The sequence below is a fragment of the Thermoflexus sp. genome (genome assembly GCF_042408365.1).
In the GTDB taxonomy this organism is placed as follows: Bacteria; Chloroflexota; Anaerolineae; order Thermoflexales; family Thermoflexaceae; genus Thermoflexus.
On the sequence record NZ_JBHOQJ010000245.1, the window covers coordinates 1 to 1,868 of the forward strand.

Annotated in this window: 3 protein-coding genes; all 3 read right to left on the bottom strand. The window is 64.3% G+C overall.

Annotated elements, in window-relative coordinates; all coding sequences use genetic code 11:
* The coding region (locus tag ACFMO5_RS11335) for a transcription termination/antitermination NusG family protein (RefSeq protein ID WP_376792864.1) at window positions 1-129 on the bottom strand (129 nt) is incomplete at its 3' end.
* 40 nt (window positions 130-169) lie between these two features.
* A complete protein-coding gene (locus ACFMO5_RS11340) occupies window positions 170-1,501 on the bottom strand; it encodes a GumC family protein (protein WP_376792862.1) in 1,332 nt (443 codons plus the stop codon).
* Window positions 1,502-1,553: 52 nt separating this feature from the next.
* Window positions 1,554-1,868 (bottom strand): GDP-mannose 4,6-dehydratase (locus ACFMO5_RS11345; RefSeq protein ID WP_376792863.1); only part of this gene is annotated, 315 nt, incomplete at its 5' end.

Consider the following 1,868-nt stretch of genomic DNA (forward strand, 5'->3'; position numbering starts at 1 on the left):
GCGGTGGCCTCGGCGCGGCCGCCAGGAGGGGATCTCCGGCAGGAACGACTCCAGCCCCTTCTGGGCGAGCAGAGCGGCCACGCGGTATTCGGCGTTCGGCTTGGTGTAGACAGCGTACCAGCAGCGCATGGGCTCGTGACCGTATCCGTCCTTGGGCTGGGGTAGGCAACTACAACGTCCTATCCGGGGACGGACCACCGGCGACCAGTTCCTCGCGGCCCATCGGAACCCCTTCCTGCGCTTTCGCCCCGCTCCGCCACCACTCCGCCACGAACGCGCCGAAGACCGCCAGCATCAACCCCAGCACGCCGGCCACGGCGGTGTTGAGCAGTTTGCGGGGGCTGACAGGCTTCTCCGGCGCTGTCGCCCGGCTGGCCAGCCGGACCTCCCCCGCGGCGACATCCTCCGCCGCGATACGGGCCTCCTCCACCTTCCGTGCTAACGTCATATACGTCTCCCGCGCCACATCCCGCGCCCGGACCAGCCGGTCCTCCTCGGTGGCGATTTCCTGCAGCTCCCGCTGGAGGGCCAGAATTTGCGGCTCCAGTTCCGCCAGTCGCCCCTCAATCTCGGCCGATTTGTCCTCTAACACCCGCACCAGGTCGTCGAGGAACGCGATCTGCTCCGGCAGGGACTTTTCTGAAAGCGTCGCCGCGCTATCCACCTGCAACTGGACGGGCGCTGAAGCCTGGGCGTTGAAGGCCTTAATTTGTAGAAAAAGCGCGGTCAACTGGTCCGCCAAGGTCGTCGGCCGGTCGGGAGGTTGGCGGCTCAACTGCTCTCGCAGTCCCCGAATGTCCTGTACGATATAGGCAATCTGCCGTCGATCGGCCAAATAGTCGGCCTGCATCTGCCGATACGAGTTCAACTGGTTCTGCAGGACCGACGCCCGGTTGCGGGCCTGGAACGCCACCAGCGCCTCCTCGGCGGCGGTCAGCTCGGCCCGCGCCCGCTCCAGCTGCTGCTGGTAGAACTGGAGTTGGGACCGAGCCTCAGTCCCGTAGATTTCGTTGGCCCGCCGGACGAAAATCTCGGCCCAGAGGTTGGTGATATGCGCCGCTGCCTCAGGATCCCGATGGCGAGCGGTCAGGCGGATCACGCTGGGATCTGCGCCGGCTTTGGCCGCCACGATCCCCCGCAGGTCCTGCAGCGTCTCCAATTCTGCCGGCCGCGGGTTCAGCTGTGCTAGCAACTCCCGCAGGACCTCGTCGCTGGTGGCCAGCTCCGGATAGGCCTTATAGGCAGGCTGGATCACGGCATTGCTGATCGATTCTATCGGCACGATGCGTGGATCAAACTGCATCACATAGCGGGGTTTGGTCACCGCCACCAGCGCGGTGGCCTCGTACGTGGGGGGGATGAGGAAACTCACCACTAGGGCGACGATGGCCGCCGCGATGGGAACCCCGAGGATCCACTTCCAGTACTTGAGGAGGACCCAAACGTATTCTCGCAGGTCGATTTCTTCTTCTGCTTCTCTTCGGAGGCTGATCTCTTCCATAAAATGTTCTCCTTGGGGAATATCCGATGGCCACCCAACAGACGGCCCTGCCCTAAGGCCGCCATCGCTCTTTGAAAAAGGCCACCGTCCGTTCCAGTCCCTCCTCCAGGTCCACCCGCGGCCGCCAGCCCCACGCTTGACGGATTCGATCCGCCTTCAGGTAAATCCGAAAGGTCTCCCCCACTCTCGGCGGGCCGTAAATCGGCTCCCGTCGATAACCGGTGATCGCCGCCAGCATCCGGAAGAGCTCGTTCACCGTCGTCCCCCGCCCGCTCCCCAAGTTGAACACCTCCCCCTCCCCGTCCTCCAACGCCATCCGGTTCGCCGCCACGATATCTTCCACATATACGAAATCCCGCATCTGCTC